Below are 19,636 nucleotides of genomic sequence, written 5' to 3' on the forward strand. Positions count from 1 at the left end.
GCCGGCGCCGGGGCGGCGGCCGCCTGCGGAGCGGCGGCGGGCGCCGAGCCGATGCGCGCGGTACCCGCGGCGGCGGCCTGCTTGACGTCGTTCATCGTCACCGCGCCCTCGGCGCCGGTGGCGCGCACCAGCGCCAGGTCCACGCCCAGCTTGCGCGCCATCGCGCGCACCGCCGGCACGGCCTTGACGCCGCCCACGGCCACGGCCTGTTCGGTATGCACGGCGTTGGAGCTGACCATCGCGCCGACCACGGTGCCTTCGTCGGCGCGTTCGGCCGCTGCCGTGGCTGCCGGTGCAGGTGCAGCGGCAGGTGCCGGCGCGGCTTCGGCCGGCGCGCCATGGTGGTGGCCGGTGTCCTGGCCTTCGGCGCGCTGCGGCAGGTTGGGGTCGATCTCGAACTGGGCCAGCATGTGCCCGGTCACCACGATGTCGCCGGCCGCGCCAGCCAGCTTCAGTACCTTGCCGGAGACCGGCGAGGGCACTTCCACCACGGCCTTGGCGGTCTCCATCGACACCAGCGGCTCGTCCAGCTTGATCACGTCGCCTTCCTTGACGAACCACTCCACGATGGTCGCGTCCGGCAGGCCTTCGCCCAGGTCGGGCAGATTGAAGTTCTTGGTCTGGCTCATTTCAGGGGGTTTCTTCCAGTAGTTCCAGGTCGCGTGCCGGCAGCCAGCCGAGCGCGCCGTTGGCGCGTTCGGCCCACCACCAGCCACCGTGTTCGTGATGCAGTCGCACCAGTTCGCCGCTGTCCACGTCCAGCTCCTGCGCGGTGTAGTCGCGCAGCGCCTCGGCGCGGCCGTCGCCGAGCACGCGCAGCCACGCCACCGGCGCCCAGCCGGCGCGGTTGTCGGCGGTGCGTACCCAGGCGAAGTCCGGCCATTCCTCGTCGCGCACGCCGAGCTGGACGATCTCGCCAGCCCGGAAACGCAGCGGCACCGGATACTGGCTGCGGTAGGCGCTGAGCAGTCGCGCGCGCATGTCAGCCCGCCGCCACCGCGCGCCTGGCTGCGGCCACGATCCGCTCCACGCTCGGCAGGTACTTCATTTCCAGGCGGAACAGCGGGATGTGGGTGTCGTAGCCGGTGACGCGTTCGACCGGCGCCAGCAGGTCGTACATCGATTCCTCGGCCAGGCGCGCGGCGATCTCGGCACCAAAACCGGCGGTCTTGGGCGCTTCCTGCACGATCACGCAGCGGCCGGTCTTGGCCACCGACTCGGCGATGGTGGTGAAATCCAGCGGGCGCAGCGTGGCCACGTCGATGACTTCGGCGCTGATGCCTTCGCCGGCCAGCTTGTCGGCCGCTTCCAGCGCTTCCTTGACCTGCGCGCCCCAGGTCACCAGGGTCACGTCGGTGCCGTCGCGCAGTACGAAGCACACGTCCAGCGGCAGCGCCTCGCCGTCGTTGGCGACCACTTCCTTGTACTGGCGGTAGATGCGCTTGGGCTCCATGTAGATCACCGGATCCGGCTCGCGGATCGCGGCCAGCAGCAGGCCGTAGGCGCGCTGCGGGCTGGACGGCAGCACCACGCGCAGGCCCGGCACGTTGGTGAAGATGGCCTCGTTGGCTTCGCTGTGGTGTTCCGGTGCGCGGATGCCGCCACCCCACGGCACGCGCAGCACCATCGGGCAGTGCAGGCGGCCGCGGGTGCGGTTACGCAGGCGTGCGGCGTGGCAGACGATGTGGTCGACCATCGGGTAGACGAAGCCGTCGAACTGGGCCTCGGCCACCGGCTTCATGCCCTGCGCGGCCAAGCCGACGGTGAGGCCGGCGATGGTGGTCTCGTCCAGCGGGGTGTCGAGCACGCGCTGCGCGCCGAACTGCTGCTGCAGGCCGGCGGTGGCGCGGAACACGCCGCCGTTGACGCCCACGTCCTCGCCCAGCACCAGCACCGACGGGTCGTGCTCCATCTCCCAGGCCAGCGCCTGGGTCACGGCTTCGATCAGGGTGATGGGAGTGGCGGTCATGGTGGTTTCTCCGCTGGCGCCTGCGGCGCCGTGGTCGCTGACGGGGTCGTGGCCGGCGTGCGCGCCAGCGCTGCGCTTCATGTCATCCATGGCGCTGCTCCAGGGCGATGGCGGCGGCGCGCTGGGCCAGCAGGTCCGGCGGCGGATCGGCGTACAGGTAGTCGAACATGGCTTCCACCGGCTGCACCGGGCAGTTGAGGTAGGCATTGACCTCCTCGTCCACGCGCGCGCCGCATTCGGCGATCCAGTTCTTCTCTTCTTCCTCGCTCCACACGCCCTGCGCGGTCAGGTATTTGCGCAGGCGGATCAGCGGCTCCTTCAGCCACGCGGCCTTGACCTCGGCATCGTCGCGGTAGCGGCGCGCGTCGTCGGCGGTGGTGTGGTCGGACAAACGATAGGTGAGGAATTCCAGCACCGTGCCGCCCTGGCCGGACAGGGCGCGCTCGCGCGCCTGCTCCATCGCCGCCAGCACCGCGATCAGGTCGTTGCCGTCCACCTGCAGGCAGAACAGGCCGCCGGCCAGGCCCTTCTGGGCCAGGGTTTCGGCGCCGGTCTGGGCCGCACGCGGCACCGAGATCGCCCAACCGTTGTTGACCACGCACAGGATCAGCGGCAGCTGGTAGGCGCCGGCCGAGTTCACCGCGGCGTAGAAGTCGGTCTTGGAACTGCCGCCGTCGCCGCACACGGTCACCGCCACCTGCGGCTTGCCCTGCAGCTTGAACGACAGCGCCGAGCCGGCCGCATGCAGGCACTGGGTGGAGATCGGCACGCAGATCGGGAAATCGCGCACCGCATCGCTGTTGCGGTCGTAGTCGCTGCCGCGCTCGTCGCCGCCCCAGTACATCAGTACGTCGCGCGGACGCACGCCGCGCATGAACATGGCGCCGTACTCGCGGTAGCTAGGGGCGAACACGTCGCCGGGCTTCATCGCCGCGCCGATGCCGACGTGGGCCGCTTCATGGCCCAGGCAGGAGGCGAAGGTGCCGAGCTTGCCGGTGCGCTGCAGCGCCACGGCCTTGGTGTCGAACACCCGGGTGGCCAGCATCTGCCGGAACATCGGCAGCAGCGCGCGGGGATCGCGCAGCGAGGGTGGCAGGTCGTCGCGTACCAGGGCGCCGTCGGCATCCAGGTACTGCAGGTATTCGATTTGGAACTGGGCGGAAACCGTCATTGCAGCAACACCTTGGACAGATGGTTTCAAATGATAGGAATTGCGCATGGTAAGGAATCGGACCGGAAAAGCCGTCCTGCGCCGCAGCACGAATTTCCGCACGCCAGCCCATGCACGGTCCCGACAGCACATGGATGCTGCGCATTCAGCCTGTCGCGGCGACCGCGGACGGATTGTCGCGCCGGTTGCGGTTGCAAGTGTTGGCATTCCGTTTGCGCGCCGGCGGCGGCCGGCCGCCGCGCTGCGTTACCCTTTGCGCCCCGCGCAGATGGCAAGGCCGATGACCGTAGAACAGAACCAGCGTGAGCTCGAAGCCGGTATCCATACCGACCTGCACGGCCGGCTCACCTATGGCGGCTACCTGTGCCTGGACCGGCTGCTGTCGGCGCAGCAGCCGCTGTCGAACCCGGCGCACCACGACGAGATGCTGTTCATCATCCAGCACCAGACCTCGGAGCTGTGGCTGAAGCTGCTCGACCACGAACTGCGCGCGGCCATGGGCTTCCTGCAGCGCGACCAGGTCTGGCAGTGCCGCAAGGTGCTGGCGCGCGGCAAACAGGTGCTGCGCCAGCTGACCGAGCAGTGGTCGGTGCTGGAGACCCTGACCCCGTCGGAGTACATGGGCTTCCGCGACGTGCTCGGGCCGTCCTCGGGCTTCCAGTCGCTGCAGTACCGCTGCATCGAGTTCCTGCTGGGCAACAAGAACGCGGACATGCTGCTGGTGTTCGGGCACGACCCGGACGGGCAGGCCAGGCTGCGCCAGGCGCTGGAGGCGCCGAGCCTGTACGAGGAATTCCTGCGCTACCTGGCGCGCTTCGGCCACGCCGTCCCGCCCGCCTACGAAGGCCATGACTGGACCCTGCCGCATGTCAGTGATCCGGCGCTGCGCCCGGTCTTCGAGAACATCTACCAGGACACCGACCGCTACTGGCGCGAGTATTCGCTGTGCGAGGACCTGGTGGACCTGGAGAGCCAGTTCCAGCTGTGGCGCTTCCGCCACATGCGCACGGTGATGCGGATCATCGGCTTCAAGCGCGGCACCGGCGGGTCCAGTGGGGTGGGTTTCCTCAAGCAGGCGCTGGAGCTGACCTTCTTCCCCGAGCTGTTCGAGGTGCGCACCAGCATCGGCGGGGAACCGGCGGCCCCGGCGGGGGCCTGAAAGGCCTGCGTATTCAGCGCGGCGGGGACGGCCGCCGGCTGCTTCCGGCCGCCAACGCCGGGCTGGCGGCGGCGATCTGGCCGTTGCGCTGTGGATTTGACGTGAAGCCGGCGCTTCGGTGATCCTCGCCCGTCGTGCCGATTCCGGCCGACTTCATTTGCCTTTTTTGCCCAACGAAACATTCAGGGGGAACCCCGCATGAGCGCTGCCGCGCCGAATTCCGCAACGACCCCGGCGCCCGTGCCGGAGTTCAAGAACCTCCTCGGTCACCCGCGTCCGCTGTGGATGCTGTTCATGACCGAGTTCTTCGAGCGCTTCGCGTTCTACGGCATCCGCTGGGCGCTGACGCTGTACATCGTCGCCCAGTTCTCCGAAAGCCAGGCCGGGGCCAGCAAGCTCTATGGCGCCTACCTGGCGCTGGTCTACGCCGCGGCGCTGTTCGGCGGCTTCGTCGCCGACCGCATCATCGGTTACCAGCGCTCGATCCTGATCGGCGCGGCGGTGATGTCGCTGGGGCTGTTCCTGATCGCCATTCCCGACGACCAGGTGTTCCGCCTCGGCCTGGCTACGGTCATCGCCGGCAACGGCCTGTTCAAGCCCAACATCTCCAGCATGGTCGGGCAGTTGTACGGGATCAACGATTCCCGCCGCGACTCGGGCTTCACCATCTTCTACATGGGCATCAACGCCGGCGCGCTGGTCGCCCCGGTGCTGACCGGCATCCTCGCCGAGAACGTGTTCGGCACCGAGGCCATGCCGGCCTACAAGTACGTGTTCATCGCCTCGGGCATCGGCATGCTGGTCAGCCTGGTGTGGTTCTGGATCGGCCGTCGCCAGCTCGGCACCATCGGCGCCGCCCCGGCCGGGGCCGGCATCGGCCGCACCATCGCCGTGCTGATCGGCGCGTTGGTCGCCGTGCCGGTGGCCTACGGCCTGCTGTCGATCGACGCCGGCATCCTCGGCTGGATCCTCGGCGCGCTGTTCACCGTGCTGTGCGTGATGATCCTGGTCGAGGGCGTGCGCGAGGGCAGGGTCGCGCGCGACCGCTCCATCGCCATGCTGATCATCTTCGTGTTCAACGTGCTGTTCTTCATGTTCTTCGAACAGGCCGGCAGCTCGTTCAACTTCCTGGCGCAGAACATCGTCAACCGCGACCTGTCCGGCTGGATGTTCCCGGTGGGCTGGTTCCAGTCGGTGAACTCGGTGGCCATCCTGGCGCTGGGCCCGATCTTCGTATGGCTGTGGACCGCGCTGGGCTCGCGCAACCCGTCGATCCCGCGCAAGTTCGGCCTGGGCCTGATCTTCAACGGCCTGGCCTTCCTGCTGCTGATGTACGCGCTGTCCTCGCTGGTCGACGGCGCCGGCAAGATCCCGTTCTGGACCCTGTTCATGGTCTACGTGATCCAGACCGTCGGCGAGCTGTGCCTGTCGCCGATCGGCCTGTCGATGACCACCAAGCTGGCCCCGCTCAAGGTCGTCGGCCTGGCGATGGGCGGCTGGTTCCTGTCCACCGCCATCGGCAACAACCTGTCGGGCATCTTCGCCGCGGTGGTCAGTGGTGAAAGCGGCATGACCGTCGAATCGGCCCTGAAGGGGTATACCTTCGGTTTCTGGTCGCTGCTCGGCGCCGGCGTGCTGCTGTTCCTGATCGCGCCGCTGGTGCAGAAGCTGATGCACGGCGTGAAGTGAGGAAGCAACGATGAAGCGGATGTCCGGCGGAATCTCCCTGCTGCTGGCCGCGGCGCTGGGCGGCTGTTCGCAGCCGCCGGCGCAGCCGGCGGAGAAGGTGCAGCCGCTGGACACTTCCGAGCAGAAGGCGCCGGTGGCCGATACCAGCCAGCCGGTCGCCTCCGGCAATACCCCGGCCGCGGCCGACATCGCCGCGGTGGCCGCGCTCAACGCGCGGTTCGATCCGGCGCGGGATCCGGTCGCCGACCTGGAGACCGCCAAGGTCGAGGCCCAGCGCGGCGGCAAGCGGATCGTGCTGGACGTGGGCGGCGAGTGGTGCTCCTGGTGCCACCTGATGGACGCCTTCATGGAGGGCGACTCGGAGATCCGCCGTTTCCGCGATGCCCACTACGTGTGGATGAAGGTCAACTACAGCGAGGACAACGAGAACGCGGCGTTCCTGTCGCGCTTCCCGGCCATCACCGGCTACCCGCACCTGTTCGTGCTCGATGCCGAGGGCCGGCTGCTGCACTCGCAGTTCACCGGCGAACTGGAAAAGGGTAAGGGCTACGACCGCGGCAAGTTCTTCGCTTTCCTCAAGGAATGGGCGCCGCCGGCAGCGCCCTGACGGAGCGGGGGATGAAGGGAAAGACGGCGCCGCAGGGCGCCGTTTTCCTTGCGGGCTTCATTTCGGCGCGGGCCTGCCGTTAACGGGAGCATTCCCTTGCTCGCCGGGGCCGACTCCCCATGCCGTTTCCTTCCGATGCCACTCCTGAAGCCGCCGTCCCGGCCGCCACCGATGCGGCCGGCACGGGCCTGCCCACGGTGGATGCGCTGATGGACGAGCAGCCGCCGGCCGATGGCGACGCGGCGCCGCCGCACTACCGCCTGCCGCAGGCGGCGGTGCCGCCGAACATCATGTTGCAGGCCGCGGTGGCGCGGCTGGTGGAGCAGAAGGAGCGGATCGACCTTCTGGCCCGCGAAGGGCTGCTCGATGGCCTCTTCCCCGCCGAATGGAGCGCGATGCCGGGCAACGAACTGCGCGCCTTCGTGGCCTCGGTGGTGCCGTTCGCCTCGGACAGCGTGCGCGGCGAGACCGTCGCCGCGCGTGCGCCACTGAAGTACCTGCTGGGGCAGTCGCACCGCTGGGGCAAGGCCGACGTCGCCGAGCCGCGTTCGCTGGGCGCGTTCCTGGCCAGCGACGAGCGCGCCGGCGCGGGCGCGGCCGACGCGGCCGAGGTGATGCTGCTGGGGCCGCTGGGGCTGGGCTGGGCGCAGGTGGGGCGCAGCCGGGTCGGGTTCCTGCGCGCGATGGGCGTCGAATCGCTGGCCGCGCGGGTCACCGCCTTGCCGTATCCGGCACCCGAGCAGCTGGCGCTGTACCACGTGACCGTGGCCGGGGTGGCGCAGGTGTGGTGCGTGCTGGACAGCCGCAGGCTGCGCGCGCTGTCCGCTCCTTCATTGACGGTCCCGTTGTTGACCGCCTATGGCGTGGCCGCACCGCAGGCATGGCCGGCGCAATGGCCGGATCCGGTCGAGGTGGAGGCCGAGATCGGCCTGGCGCGGGCCGGAAATGGCGCCCACGAGGTCGACCTGGTCCGGCTGGTGGACAAGATCCAGCGCAGCCGCGCCGGCGAGGCCTGGAGCAGCGCCAGCCTGATGCAGCTGCATACCTGGGTGCCGCGCTGGCGCTTCTTCCTGACCTCGTTCATCGGCCTGCCGGCGGCGCTGCTGCTGATCGCGGCGCTGGCCCTGCCCGGCCGCGTCGAGGCGGCCGCGGTGGCCGTGGCGCTGGGCTTCGCCGGCGGCGCCATCGCCGCGCTGGCCGCGCCGTGGATCTACGCGCGGCGCAAGTTCCTGAGCTGAGCCGGCCGCAGCGGGTCCGGCCCGATGCCGGGGCCAGCCCGGGGACGGGCGTGCGTCAGTCGATGCTCATCTGCGCAAGGCCGGCGTCGGCCAGCCGGGTGATGAGCCGCTCCAGCACCTGCTCCTCTTCCTCGGTCAGTACCGACATCAGCTTGCGGGTGATTTCCATCACCATCGGCGCCACGGTCTCGTAGACCTCGAAGCCCGCCGCCGACAGGGCCAGCACCGAGCGGCGGCGATCGTCGCCATGGGTCTCGCGCCGGATGAAGCCGCGCTCCAGCAGGCGCGCCACCGCGCGGCTGACCGCCACCTTGTCCATCGCCGTGCGATCGGACACCTCGCTCGCCGACGAGCCCGGGTACAGCGCCAGGATGGTGATCACGCGCCATTCCGGAATCGACAGGCCGTAGCGCTCGCCGTACAGCCGCGCGATGTTGCCGCTGACCCGGTTGGACAGGACGCTGATGCGATAGGGCAGGAACTGTTCGAGATCGAGCAGCACGTGCGAGGAGCGGAAGCTGGTGGACTTGCTGTAGTCGGAAGAGCTCATGTTGCAGTGCACCTTGATGGTGGTTTCATGTGAAACTATAACCTTCAGTCTCGACCCGCGTTCGCCGCGCGTCTTCCTGTATCCCGCCGCCGGCATCGGCGACGGCCCCACTTCCGGAGGCAAGCCATGAATACCCAAGTCCACGCCGCATCCAACGCGCCCAACCTGGGCATGCAGGTCACCACCTTCGAAAACCCGATGGGCATCGATGGCTTCGAGTTCGTCGAGTTCGCCGCGCCGGCAGGGCAGGCCGCCCAGCTGCACGACTACTTCCGGAACATGGGGTTCACTGCCGTGCTCCGCCACCGGCAGCGTGCTATTACCGTCTACCGTCAAGGCGGCGTCAACTTCCTCGTGAACGAGGAGCCGGACTCCTTCGCCGCCGACTTCGCCGCCAAGCACGGCCCCTGCGCCTGCGGTTTCGCCATCCGTTTCCAGAAGCCGGCCGCCGACGTGCTCGCCGCCGCGCTGGGCAATGGCGCCGAGGAAGTGAGCCTGCTGGCCGACACCCGCGCGGTGCCGGCGCCGGTGATCAAGGGCATCGGCGACTGCATGCTGTACCTGGTGGACCGCTACGGCGAGGCCGGCAGCATCTACGACGCCGACTACGTGCCGGTGGACGGCGCCGAGCAGGACCCGAAGGGCTTCGGCCTTACCTTCATCGACCACCTGACCCACAACCTGTACCTGGGCAACATGCAGCAGTGGTCGGACTACTACGAGCGCCTGTTCAACTTCCGCGAGATCCGCTACTTCGACATCAAGGGCGCCAAGACCGGCCTGGTGTCCAAGGCGATGACCGCGCCGGACGGCATCGTGCGCATTCCGCTCAACGAATCCTCCGACCCGAAGAGCCAGATCAACGAATACCTGGACGCGTACAAGGGCGAGGGCATCCAGCACATCGCCTGCTTCACCGACAACATCTACGACACCGTCGAGGCGATGCGCAAACATGGCATCGAGTTTCTGGACACCCCGGATACCTACTTCGACGTGGTCGACCTGCGCATCCCGGACAATGGCGAGGACGTGCCGCGCCTGCGCCGGAACAAGATCCTGATCGACGCCGACCCGGAGACCAAGCAGCGCAAGCTGCTGCAGATCTTCACCCAGAACTGCATCGGCCCGATCTTCTTCGAGATCATCCAGCGCAAGGGCAACGAGGGTTTCGGCGAAGGCAACTTCCAGGCGTTGTTCGAGAGCATCGAGCGCGACCAGATCAAGCGCGGCGTGCTGTAACGTTGGCGGTCCACTCCCCGAGGAACACGCGATGCTGACCGAACTGATCACCCTGTTGACCTGCGATGGCCTGGAAGGCGACGACCTGGCCGACTGCGTGGCCAGGATCGAGGCATCGCCGGCGGACCCGGAACTGGAGTGGATCGAAGGCGACGGCCCGGCGGCGTTCATGCAGTTCGCGATCCTCGCCGAGCTGGGCGATTTCGTCGCCATCGGCGACAAGGTCGACGAACTGCACGAAGAGATCAGCGAGCAGTTCGCCGACCCGCTGCCGGCGTTTCCGGGACAGGAAATGCCGGCGGCGGAGTACTTCCAGTGGCTGGACGGGCAGCTGGCCGCCCGGCCGACGCCCTACGAAATCCTGCTGTGGGGCAATCACTTCGATGACAACCTCTATGCCTTCATCGTCCGCCGCAAGGACACCGCACGCGTCCTCGACCTTGCCGGCGGGCTGGGGCTGCTGGCCGAGCGCGCGACCCGGCGCCAGCTGACCTGAAACCGCCTGCCCGTCAGGGCACATCCACGCGAGCGCAGCCATGTCCCAGAGCAACAACGCCTATCAATCCGGTTTCGGCAACGAGTTCGCCACCGAGGCGGTGCCCGGCACCCTGCCGGTGGGACGCAATTCGCCGCAGCGCGTGGCCCACGGGCTGTATGCCGAGCAGTTGACCGGCACCGCTTTCACCGCGCCGCGCGGCAGCAACCGCCGCAGCTGGCTGTACCGCATCCGCCCGGCGGCGATGCATGGCAGGTTCACGCCGTTCGAGCAGCCGCGCCTGCACGGCGACTTCAGCCATGGCGCGGTGTCGCCGGACCAGCTGCGCTGGAATCCGCTGCCGCTGCCGGAGGCGCCCACCGATTTCGTCGAGGGGCTGTACACCATGGGCGGCAACGGCTCCCCCGAGGCGCACGCCGGCGCCGGCATCCACCTGTACGCCGCCAACGCCGACATGCGTGGCCGGTACTTCTATGACGCCGACGCCGAACTGCTGATCGTGCCGCAGCTCGGCCGGCTGCGCCTGCGCACCGAGCTGGGCGTGATCGAGATCGAGCCGCAGCAGATCGCGGTGATCCCGCGCGGCGTGCGCTTCGCGGTGGACCTGCCGGACGGGCAGGCGCGCGGCTATGTCTGCGAGAACTTCGGCGCGCTGCTGAAGCTGCCCGACCTCGGCCCGATCGGCAGCAACGGCCTGGCCAACCCGCGCGATTTCGAAACGCCGGTGGCCGCGTACGAGAACGTGGAGGGCGATTTCGAACTGGTCGCCAAGTTCCAGGGCCGGCTGTGGCGCGCGGACATCGGCCACAGTCCGCTGGACGTGGTCGGCTGGCACGGCAACTACGCGCCGTACCGCTACGACCTGCGCCGCTTCAATACCATCGGCTCGATCAGCCACGATCACCCCGATCCGTCGATCTTCCTGGTGCTGCATTCGGCCAGCGACACGCCCGGCACCAGCAACCTGGACTTCGTGATCTTCCCGCCGCGCTGGCTGGTGGCGCAGGACACGTTCCGCCCGCCGTGGTTCCACCGCAACATCGCCAGCGAGTTCATGGGCCTGGTCCACGGCGCCTACGACGCCAAGGCCGAGGGCTTCGTCCCCGGCGGCTGCTCGATCCACAACTGCATGACCGGCCACGGCCCGGACGCGGCCACCTTCGACAAGGCCTCCAGTGCCGACCTGTCGCGCCCGGACGTCATCGTCGACACCATGGCCTTCATGTTCGAGACCCGTGGCGTGATCCGCCCGACCGAGCAGGCCATCGCCGCCGGGCACCGCCAGCGCGACTACCAGGCCTGCTGGAGCGGGCTCGCGAAGCACTTCCAGGGTTGAGCGGGGCGCCCTGGCACTTTCCGCCAGGGCCGGTCGAGCGTTTGGATGCACATGAGCTGTCGAGGCCCGCGAAAGCGGGAGGTGCAGTCGTGCCCGCTTCCCGATCTTTGCCTATTCTGGCCGTTTGCGTCAAATAGTGACTTATGTCACTGGCGCGAGGTGGGCTGGTTCTATCGATGGAGTGATGTTAGCTTTCCGTTGGGCTGCGGACATGGGGGCTTTGATGCTGCAACGGCATCAATAGGTGGGAGCCGCCATGCGTTGCCTGACACGGTGGCCTGGGGAAAGTCCGCCGCCGACGACCGTCACATCCATTTCAGCGCTTTTAGGGGAGTTTCATGAAGACAAGCAAATTGCGTGATGCGATTCTGGTTGCATTGGTCGGTTCCATGGGTCTTGCCGGCACGGCAATGGCGCAGGATGCGGCCAAGTCCGAGTCCGACGCTGCCACCAATCTCGATGCCATCACTGTCACCGGCAGCCGCATCAAGAGCCAGACCTTCACCGCATCCTCGCCGGTCACGGAAATCACCGCCGAGGAGTTCACGCAGGTTGGCGCCACCAAGGTCGAGGATCTGGTCAACCAGTTCCCGCAGGTCGATCTGAGCTTCGACAACTTCGCCAACAACGGTTCCTACGGTCATGCGACCATTTCCATGCGTGGCCTCGGCCCCGAGCGCACGCTGACCCTCGTCAACGGCCGTCGTCTTCCGGCCAGCCGCAATGAGATCGCCGACCCGTCGATCATTCCGGTGGCAGCGATCAAGCGGGTGGACATCCTTTCCGGTGGCGCTTCGGCCGTGTATGGCGCCGACGCCGTGGCCGGCGTGGTCAATTTCGTGCTGGACGACAAGTTCGAGGGCGTGAGCCTCAACCTCGGCTATTCGGCTTTCCAGCACAACAACGACGACAAGACGGTCCAGCAGCTCAACAAGGACAGGGGCTTTCCCTACCCGACCGGCAATTCGGGCCTGGATGGCACGAGTCATAGTGCCGAGCTGGTGCTGGGCAGCAGCTTTGCCGACAACAAGGGTCACGCCATGGGCTGGCTGACCTGGCGTGAAAACGAAGCGCTTTACCAGGCCGAGCGTGACTACTCCGCCTGCTCGGTATCGGCCACCTCAGCGGCCTGCGGCGGTTCCGGCACGGCCAACCCGGGCCGTTTCACGGTCAATCAATATGCAAACGGCGGCGTGGTCAATTGGCCGACCGGAAAGAACGCCAACTACGTCTGGAACGGCAAGAACTACCAGAACGGCACTTACCTGTACAACTACGCGCCGATCAACTTCTACCAGCGTCCGGACAATCGCGTCACCGCAGGCTTCATGGCCAGCTATGACATCAACGACTACGCCACGCCGTATGTCGAGGCCATGTTCCTTGAGCGCCGTTCCAGCACGCAGATCGCCGAATCCGGCGCTTTCGGCGTGCCGATCGTCGTGGACTGCAACAACCCGCTGATCGGCACCATGTGCGCCGATGCCGGCGTCGCCACCAGCCAGGCGCAGGTCACCCTGTGGAAGCGCAACGTGGAAGGCGGTCCGCGCATCTCCTCCAGTGATGACAGCACCTACCGCATCACGGCGGGCATGAGGGGTGGTTTGTTCGGCTCGTCCTGGACCTATGACGCTTCGGCGACCTTCGGCCGGACCAAAACCATCGATATCGGCAAGAACGACTTCCTCAACACCAATATCGCCGCTGCCGCGCTGGGTTGTACCGATCCTGTTTACGGCACCTTCCCGGGTTGCTCGCTGTACGACATCTGGACCGACAAGATCTCCAAGGAAGCGGCCGATGCGATGGCCGGCACCAGCTTCAGCATCTACAAGACCAGCTACAGTTCGCTGTCGGCCGTTGCCGACGGTTTCCTCGGCTGGGGTTTCCCGACCGCAGGCGGCGAGGAAATCGGTCTGGCGGTAGGTGCCGAGCGCCGCCATTACACCTACACCAGCGATTACGATGGCGATTCGGCCGCGGGCAACTTCGCCGGCGCCGGTGCCGCCAGCCTGCCGGTGGACGCGGGCAATACCGTGAACGACTTCTTCTTCGAAGCGGCGTTGCCGGTCTACGTGGGTGACGGCCTGTTCAACCGCTTCGACGTTTCGCTGGGTTATCGCTATTCGGATGACGAGACCTCGGGCAACTACGACACCTACAAGCTCGGCCTGAGCAGCGCGCTGTGGGACAGCAAGCTGCTGCTGCGCGGCGGCTACAACCGTGCCGTGCGCGCGCCGAGCCTGAACGACCTGTACTACTCGCAGCGCATCGCCCTGGATGGCGAAGAGGATCTGTGCGCCGGACCGAAGCCGGCCTACACCGCGGCGCAATGCGAGCGCGCCGGCGTGCCGACCTCGGCCTACGGCAACGTGCCGGTCAATCCTGCCGAGCAGTATTTCGGCCTGGTCGGCGGCAATCCCAACCTGGCGCCGGAAATTGCCGACACCTACACCGTTGGCTTCGCGGTCGAACCCCTCGAGAATCTGAACATTTCCCTGGATTGGTACGACATCAAGATCGAAGGGGCGATCGCCGGCATCGGCCACGAAACCATCCAGCGGCTCTGCCTGGAGAATGGCCTGTATTGCGACCGGATCAAGCGCGACGCGCGTGCGGGCAACTACGACCTGTGGATCGGCCAGGCGTCGGATCCGAAGTCCGGCTACGTCATCAACCTGCCCGACAACATCGGCGTCTACAAGCGTTCGGGCCTCGACCTGGCCACGAGCTATTCGTTCCAGTTCGGCCCCGGCCGCTTGAGCGCAAGCCTTGTGGCCAACTACGTCCTGAAGCAGTTCACCCAGTCGCTTGCTTCCGAACCGAGCACGGCCTTCGAGTGCAAGGGGCTGATCAACAACGACTGCGGAAACTCGCCGAAGTGGCGTCATATCGCCTCGGCGAACTATGCCTGGGACCGCTACACCGTGGGCATGCGCTGGCGCCATATCGGCGGCACCAGCTACAAGGACGTGAACGGCAACAAGCTGAGCAGCAACATCTGGCTGGGTAGCGGTGTTTCCACCTACAACTACCTCGATCTGAATGCCAGCATGAGCATCGGCCCGGCATTGATCTCCCTGGGCGTGAACAACGTGTTCGACAAGGAGCCGCCGTTCGTGGGTTCCGCCAGCTTCGCGGCCAATGCCAACGCCGTGGGTGGCTACGATCAGGCCGGCCGTTACATCTTCGGCAGCTTCAGCCTGAAGTTCTGATCGAAGCGTTACGTTTCATGGCAAGAAGAAGGCGGCGGGCTTGGGCCCGCCGCCTTTTTTTTGGTCCCTTCCGTGGCGACCGTCCGTGCGGTCGCGGCTGTTTCAGCCTTCGTCACCGTCCTTCGCCACCGGCTTTGCATCCAGTTCGCGGGTGAAATCCTTTGCCGCTTTCTGGCGCGCTTCCCATTGTTCCGGTGTAAGGCAAATCCGCTTCTTCATGCGGCTGCCGGTGATGTCTTCGTACTCGCAGATCCTGACCGGCTTGCCCTGCTTGGCCGGGGGGGCGGCTTCTTGGGCTTCGGGAGAATTTGCGGGAGCGCTTGTCTGCGCCGCTACCTGCCCGATGGGCAGCAGGCCGAGGGCCGCCGTTGCGAGCATCAGGCGAGCGGTGCGCCACGGCTGCGGTGTGTCAGTTGCAGGCGCGGACGATGGGCGGGCGGGACGAATGGAATCGACGTGCATGGCGGCATCTTCGGCTGGGTAAGGTAGGCCCGCCATGGGTTTGGCGGGGGGAACGGCATGACACCTCATGGTGCGCGAAAGCCATGCGCTGCGCCAGAACTCCAGGGCCGCCGCGGCTCCATGGGCTCGGGGCCTGCCTGGTGGGGCGTCAGTCCTTCGGCTGCACGTCGAAGGCGATGGTCAGCCGCGACTCGGGGTCGTCGAACGGCACGGTGCCGTGCCACATGTAGGAAGGGAACAGGGCCAGATGCCCGGGCCTGGGCTGGATGAGGCGACGAGGCGGCAGGTCAAGTCCCAGGCTTTCCAGCGGCTGCCCGAACTGTATCCAGCCTGCGCATGAGGTGGCGTCCGACGCCAGTACGCTGCCGGGCAGGGCCACATAGAAGGCGGAGCTTGCCCAGCCCTTGGTATGGATGTGGTTGGAATGATGCCCCGATGAGCGGAGTTTCACCGACCAGGAGCCGGCGAAGCGGATCTCGCGCCGTCTGCGCGAGAGGAACGGGTGCGTCGGGTCGACCGGCATTGTCGCCAGCCAGGTTTCGACAGCGTTGCTCAGGGCGGCCTGGGCAGCATCGATTACCGCGTCGCTGCGTCCGAACAGCTGGCCTGCCGTCTGTGTGCCGCCGCGCACGCTCTGGTTCACCGGCTCGCGGGTGGCACCGTGCATGGCATCGAGGGTTGCGGCCAGCGCATGCAGGAATGCGGGAAGATCGTTGAAACCGGGTGGGGGGTCGATCTCGACATAGCCGACCAGCCTTTCGTAATCGAACAACCAATGCTCGCGCTCGTCGCCGGCCAGCCGCCATGCCGTACCCAGGTGGCTCCAGCCTTCCTGGTTGTGCGGGTCGAGCCGGACCGCTTTTTCCGCGCACCTGGCAGCCAGGTCGAAGCGTTCCGTGCGGAATGCGTGCCGTGCGTGGGCGTTGAGGAATTCCGGCAGCACGCCCAATTCGCCGCGTGCCGCCGCGGCGTACAGCGGCGTGGCCTGCTCATGCTGTTGCAGCGTGTCCAGCGCATCAGCGGCGAACCAATCCAGCATGGCGTTTCCGGGTTCGCACCGGCGCAGCGGGGTAAGGAGCGCGATGGCCTCATCGGCGTTCTTGGTCGCCACCAGCATGCGCACGAAAGCCAGCTGCAGCGCCCGGTTGTCCGGCTGTGCCCGTGCCGCGGCGCGAAGCGCATCCAGCGGGTCTTCGCCCGGCGCCAGTGTCGCGCCGTTTTCCCAGAGCAGGTTCCCCAGGGTTTCGTGCGCAGGCGCATGGCCGGGATGCCGGGCGACCAGCCTGCGTGCACCGGCCAGTGCTTCGGCGGTGCGGCCCGCATCGGCCAGCACGCCGTTGATGGCGTCCTGCAGCTCGGGCGCATCGACGCCACGCCGGCGCAGTAATTCCTCTGCCTGCCGGTAGGCGGACAAGGCTTCGTCGATGCGCCCCAGCAAGCGCAGTACGGCCCCGAGGTCGACCCATGCGGAGGCCTGCTCCGGCGACAGGGCGAGCGCTTTGCGCAACACCGGTTCGGCTGCTTCCAGTCGATCCTGTGCGCGCAGCGCCTTGCCGTGGCGGGCGAGGGAAATTCCGTAATTGCGCGATACCGTGGCATTGCCCGGCAGCAGGGCCAGGGCGCGTTCGAACGCTGCATTCGCTTCCGCCTGGCGGCCATCGTCCGCCAGGCACATGCCCAGCAACTGCCATGCGTCGATAGCCTGCGCTGCCTGCTGGGTCAGCGCTTCGGCGATGGACAGCGCCTGCGCGCGCTGTCCGGACTGCAGCAGGCCCAGCGCCTGCTTGAAGCGCTGGGCCTGCGCTGGGTTCAACGGCTGGCCGTGCGGTGCGGGCATGGATGCTCAGCGCATGCGGCGCACGCCAAGGCGCACGCCTGCGGGTGTTACCAGCACATAGCTGCCCAACAGCCCCTTGCGCAGTTGTACGTTGTCGCCGGCCTGTACATGGCCGCTGCTGCGCGATTCGGCCTGTGTCCAGACCTGCCCGTTCTCGAGCGTGAAACTGCGTTGCCCGGCGCGGCCGTACTCCACCTTGACCACCCGGCTTTCGATCCGTTCCGGGGCGGCCTGCTCATGCGTCTGCCCCGGGTTGAGCAGGGGCTCGTGGGGTTTGGCCAAGCCGAAATCCGCCTGCGCCTTTTCCGCCGCCGCCGCATGCACGGCAGGCGGTGGCGGGAACGCCTTGTCGTAGCAGGCCAGCCGCGCGGCCGGCTCGGCTACGCTGGCGCAGGCATGAAGGATGGGTTGCGCCGCCAACGTCGGGGCGAGCAGGTACAGGAGCGAGGTCAACAGGCGGCGCATCAACATGGGCGGCATCGATCCTATGGAAGGGGCAGCATAACCGGCCGGTTCAGGCTCCGTCGTCCGCCATGCGCCAGCTACGCATCGCGCCAGCCAGTGCCGTCGCCATTTCGCGCTCGGCCACAGACAGCAGCGGGTTCCATACGTCGAACATCAGGATCACGCGCAGTGCGCTGCCGTCGTTGCGCGCTTCGTGTTCGAGCGTATCGTCGAACACCCAGCACTTGCCTTCCTGCCACTGTCGCCAGTCATAACCGACGCGGTAGTGGCAGCCGTCCGGCACCACCAGCGGAAGGTGCGCGACCAGCCGTGCATTGGTTTCGCCTGTATGCGGTGGAATGTGCGCGCCGGGCGCCAGCGCGGAGAACATGGCATTCGGGCAGAGGCCGGCTATTTCCACTGAATCCACCAAGGCCAGCGCTTCGGCGGTGCGCGGGCACTGCGCCAGATGTTCGTGTACCGGCTCGCCATGCGCATAGAGGTGGAAGCCGCTCCAGCTATGCGAATGGTTGAGCTTGTCCCACTGGTTGACCGGCGTGCCCGGTGGATACTGGATGTACGGCACGAATTCGGATCCGCGGCGCACGACCATCTCCTGCAACTCGGCCTTGATCGCATCGGTGCGCGATTCGAGCTCGCGCATCCAGGGGAACAGGGCATCGTCGTAAAAGGTGATCGCCGGCAGGCGCGGCACCTGCAACTGGTTGCAGACGGAGTGGTAGGGCCTGCTTTTTCCGGCGAGCAGGGAGATCGCTTCATCCCAGCGGCTGCCCAGCGCGGCATTCACGGCCGCGCGTTGCGCGCCGGTCTGGTGATGCAGGAATGCGGCGATCTCCTCGGTGTCCCGCGCGACGGCATCGCGCGCATGCTGCAGGCGCGCTTGCAGCGCGCGCGGCCATTGCTCCTGCGGCGGCGCCACCTTCATTACGTCGCGGAACACCGCTGCGGCGGCCCGGGAGCGTTTCTGTCGTTCAAGGAATTCGCCACGGGCCAGCAGGCCCGGCAGGAAATACGGGTCGATATCGAGCGCTGCGATGATGGCAGCCCATTCCTGTTCCGTACGCCCCGCCTCTCGGTGCACACGGGCAATGCTCAACGGAATCATCGGGTCGCCAGGTGCGCCCGCGCGCGCCTGCTCAAGCAGGTCGAGCGCGGCGGCCGAATCGTTGCGCTGGAACGCATGGACCCCGAGGCTGAAGAGGGCTTGCACATGGCCGGGATCGCGTGCGCGGACCTGCGCCCACAGGCGCTCCGCTTCCTGCCAGTGTCCGGCTGTCGCCGCCGCACCCGCCGCATTCACCAGTCCGGCCAACAGGTCGTTCATGCTTTCATGTCCATGAGCGCTCACGGGACGCTTTGGCGCATTCTAGGACAGGTCAAGTGGCAAGGCGGCCATTGGCGTTGCGGTCATGCCGGGTGCCGGATGGCCCGCGCTGCGGGGCGGATGGGCAGGGCGGAGCCGGGCAGGGCTGCAGCCATCCGCCACGGTCTTCATGTTCCAGATCCGTGGCCTGATCCGCCCGCCCGAACAGGCCATCGCCGCCGGAGCACCGCCAGCGCGACTGACAGGCCTGCTGTGGCGGGCTGCGCGGCAACTTCGCGCCGCCACGGGAATGGTTCAGGCCGGCAGCGGCGTCTCCAGCACCGCGGCCAGGTGCGACTCGGGCAGCACTTCGCGCAGGCGGTCGCGCACGCGCTGCACGTAGCCATCGGAGGTCATCGCGGGGAGCTGCGCCAGCGCCAGGCGCAGCGCATGCAGGGTGTCCGATTCCTCGCGCGTGGCCTGCAGCAGCTGGTGCAGGCGCGCCGCCGCCGGATTGCGCTGCAGTGCGAGCATGTCCAGCAGGTAGATGCGCGCGGCGACCAGCGAACGGCGCCGCGCCATGGCGGCGGGGGCGGCGTCCGCCGCCACTGTCGGCGCCGGTTGTTCCACGTGCAGGTAACCCTCGCGCTGCAACTGTGCGATCAGCGCCGGCGCATCGTCGCCGAGCAGGCTGCTCAGTTCGCCGAGGCCGCGCCTGCCGTCGCACAGGATCAGGGCACGGCGCTGGCGCAGGTCCAGCGGGGCGCGGTGGGCCTGGAGTGCGGCATGCGCGAGGTCGGTCTTGCGCGGTTGCATGGGCGGAGGGGCGATGCGGCGCGGAGCCCTGAGCCTGCCCGGCGCAGGTGAAAGCGTGATGACAGGGCGCGACCGCCCTGC

At 67.5% G+C, this 19,636-nt stretch carries 18 protein-coding genes; 8 read left to right on the plus strand and 10 right to left on the minus strand.

What is annotated here, in order from left to right; all coding sequences use genetic code 11:
* The 4 genes from QMX80_RS01605 to pdhA all read right to left on the minus strand — a co-directional run.
* Nucleotides 1-629, minus strand: a 629-nt coding sequence (locus QMX80_RS01605) for a biotin/lipoyl-containing protein (protein ID WP_282274844.1), incomplete at its 3' end; no start/stop codon positions are given.
* Between the two features lies 1 nt (nucleotide 630).
* Entirely contained in the window at nucleotides 631-981 is a 351-nt protein-coding gene (locus QMX80_RS01610; protein WP_055766473.1) for an SH3 domain-containing protein, read from the minus strand.
* A gap of 1 nt (nucleotide 982) precedes the next feature.
* Complete coding sequence (locus QMX80_RS01615; protein ID WP_282274964.1) at nucleotides 983-1,969, minus strand: alpha-ketoacid dehydrogenase subunit beta; 987 nt, start codon at nucleotides 1,967-1,969, stop codon at nucleotides 983-985.
* Nucleotides 1,970-2,051: 82 nt separating this feature from the next.
* Nucleotides 2,052-3,140 (minus strand): pyruvate dehydrogenase (acetyl-transferring) E1 component subunit alpha, encoded by a 1,089-nt coding sequence (gene pdhA / locus QMX80_RS01620; protein ID WP_273081046.1) that lies wholly within the window; start codon nucleotides 3,138-3,140, stop codon nucleotides 2,052-2,054.
* Between the two features lie 280 nt (nucleotides 3,141-3,420).
* Between pdhA and QMX80_RS01625 the strand changes: the two genes are divergently transcribed.
* The 4 genes from QMX80_RS01625 to QMX80_RS01640 all read left to right on the plus strand — a co-directional run bounded on the left by QMX80_RS01625 (nucleotide 3,421) and on the right by QMX80_RS01640 (nucleotide 7,833).
* Nucleotides 3,421-4,299 (plus strand): tryptophan 2,3-dioxygenase family protein, encoded by an 879-nt coding sequence (locus QMX80_RS01625; RefSeq protein WP_055766463.1) that lies wholly within the window; start codon nucleotides 3,421-3,423, stop codon nucleotides 4,297-4,299.
* A 198-nt stretch (nucleotides 4,300-4,497) separates the two neighbouring features.
* A complete protein-coding gene (locus QMX80_RS01630) occupies nucleotides 4,498-5,988 on the plus strand; it encodes an oligopeptide:H+ symporter (RefSeq protein ID WP_055766460.1) in 1,491 nt (496 codons plus the stop codon).
* 10 nt (nucleotides 5,989-5,998) lie between these two features.
* Nucleotides 5,999-6,595 (plus strand): thioredoxin family protein, encoded by a 597-nt coding sequence (locus QMX80_RS01635; RefSeq protein WP_055766456.1) that lies wholly within the window; start codon nucleotides 5,999-6,001, stop codon nucleotides 6,593-6,595.
* 119 nt (nucleotides 6,596-6,714) lie between these two features.
* Nucleotides 6,715-7,833, plus strand: coding sequence for a hypothetical protein (locus QMX80_RS01640; protein ID WP_055766454.1), 1,119 nt, complete (start codon nucleotides 6,715-6,717; stop codon nucleotides 7,831-7,833).
* 55 nt (nucleotides 7,834-7,888) lie between these two features.
* On the opposite strand, the gene QMX80_RS01645 is transcribed toward QMX80_RS01640, so the two are convergent.
* Entirely contained in the window at nucleotides 7,889-8,383 is a 495-nt protein-coding gene (locus tag QMX80_RS01645; RefSeq protein ID WP_055766452.1) for a MarR family transcriptional regulator, read from the minus strand.
* Between the two features lie 126 nt (nucleotides 8,384-8,509).
* Between QMX80_RS01645 and hppD the strand changes: the two genes are divergently transcribed.
* The 4 genes from hppD (at nucleotide 8,510) to QMX80_RS01665 (ending at nucleotide 14,672) form a co-directional block, all read left to right on the plus strand.
* Nucleotides 8,510-9,625, plus strand: a complete 1,116-nt coding sequence (gene hppD, locus QMX80_RS01650; protein ID WP_282274859.1) for a 4-hydroxyphenylpyruvate dioxygenase — start codon at nucleotides 8,510-8,512, stop codon at nucleotides 9,623-9,625.
* Between the two features lie 31 nt (nucleotides 9,626-9,656).
* Nucleotides 9,657-10,121, plus strand: coding sequence for a hypothetical protein (locus QMX80_RS01655; protein WP_282274860.1), 465 nt, complete (start codon nucleotides 9,657-9,659; stop codon nucleotides 10,119-10,121).
* A gap of 40 nt (nucleotides 10,122-10,161) precedes the next feature.
* The gene (hmgA, locus tag QMX80_RS01660) at nucleotides 10,162-11,457 is read left to right on the plus strand and encodes a homogentisate 1,2-dioxygenase (RefSeq protein ID WP_282274862.1); all 1,296 of its coding nucleotides are present in this window, start codon (nucleotides 10,162-10,164) and stop codon (nucleotides 11,455-11,457) included.
* 389 nt (nucleotides 11,458-11,846) lie between these two features.
* Complete coding sequence (locus QMX80_RS01665) at nucleotides 11,847-14,672, plus strand: TonB-dependent receptor (protein WP_282274863.1); 2,826 nt, start codon at nucleotides 11,847-11,849, stop codon at nucleotides 14,670-14,672.
* Nucleotides 14,673-14,774: 102 nt separating this feature from the next.
* Here QMX80_RS01665 and QMX80_RS01670 read toward each other — a convergent pair whose 3' ends face one another.
* The 5 genes from QMX80_RS01670 to QMX80_RS01690 all read right to left on the minus strand — a co-directional run bounded on the left by QMX80_RS01670 (nucleotide 14,775) and on the right by QMX80_RS01690 (nucleotide 19,555).
* Entirely contained in the window at nucleotides 14,775-15,134 is a 360-nt protein-coding gene (locus QMX80_RS01670) for a hypothetical protein (RefSeq protein WP_282274865.1), read from the minus strand.
* Between the two features lie 148 nt (nucleotides 15,135-15,282).
* Nucleotides 15,283-16,971, minus strand: coding sequence for a putative 2OG-Fe(II) oxygenase (locus QMX80_RS01675; RefSeq protein ID WP_282274867.1), 1,689 nt, complete (start codon nucleotides 16,969-16,971; stop codon nucleotides 15,283-15,285).
* Nucleotides 16,972-16,977: 6 nt separating this feature from the next.
* Nucleotides 16,978-17,442 carry a hypothetical protein gene (locus tag QMX80_RS01680; RefSeq protein ID WP_282274869.1) on the minus strand — a complete coding sequence of 155 codons (465 nt, stop codon included), beginning with the start codon at nucleotides 17,440-17,442 and terminating at the stop codon, nucleotides 16,978-16,980.
* A gap of 43 nt (nucleotides 17,443-17,485) precedes the next feature.
* Nucleotides 17,486-18,760 (minus strand): aspartyl/asparaginyl beta-hydroxylase domain-containing protein, encoded by a 1,275-nt coding sequence (locus tag QMX80_RS01685; RefSeq protein WP_282274871.1) that lies wholly within the window; start codon nucleotides 18,758-18,760, stop codon nucleotides 17,486-17,488.
* Nucleotides 18,761-19,054: 294 nt separating this feature from the next.
* Nucleotides 19,055-19,555, minus strand: coding sequence for a hypothetical protein (locus tag QMX80_RS01690; RefSeq protein WP_282274873.1), 501 nt, complete (start codon nucleotides 19,553-19,555; stop codon nucleotides 19,055-19,057).
* Nucleotides 19,556-19,636: the final 81 nt, after the last annotated feature.

The organism is Stenotrophomonas sp. PS02297, from assembly GCF_029959705.1.
GTDB lineage: Bacteria > Pseudomonadota > Gammaproteobacteria > Xanthomonadales > Xanthomonadaceae > Stenotrophomonas > Stenotrophomonas nitritireducens.